1 protein-coding gene is annotated in these 517 nt (G+C 32.7%); it reads left to right on the plus strand.

Going from position 1 to position 517, the window contains the following annotated elements; all coding sequences use genetic code 11:
- A partial coding sequence (locus ACP5S8_RS08560) for an EAL domain-containing protein (protein WP_461876513.1) occupies positions 1 to 338 on the plus strand: 338 nt, incomplete at its 5' end.
- Between the last annotated feature and the right edge of the window lie 179 nt (positions 339 to 517).

Consider the following 517-nt stretch of genomic DNA (forward strand, 5'->3'; position numbering starts at 1 on the left):
CTTACGATGATTTTGGAACAGGTTACACAAACTATGAGCTTGTAGGAGAATTTACAGAACTCGGTATTTCAAAAACTCTTAAAATAGATGGTTCTATAGTAAAAAAAGTACTACAAAACCAAACATACACTTCCATTGTAGAATCTATAACAATGTTTTGCAAAAGAACAAAGTTAAGGGTTATATATGAGTTTATGGACAGCGAAGATATATTGAAAGAGCTAAAAAATATAGTTGCCAGTATAGGGTTTCTAGAGGAAAGAGCATTTTTACAAGGCTTTTACCTTCACAAACCATCACCGTTAGATAAAGAGTTAGAAAATTACATTAAATCTTGATAGACAAAATTAAGGGTTCTATTAAAGTAAATCTGAAAGAAAAGCTGGGCAATTTACTTCCCAGCTTTACCAGTTCTTCTTATTAGAAGTAATTTACTGTATTAGAACCAGATACAAGCACTGGTTGAGAAGTACAACTGATAACAGAAGATGCACTGTCGAAAGAAGCAGTGACACAG

Source organism: Hydrogenobaculum sp., assembly GCF_049967395.1.
GTDB lineage: Bacteria > Aquificota > Aquificia > Aquificales > Aquificaceae > Hydrogenobaculum.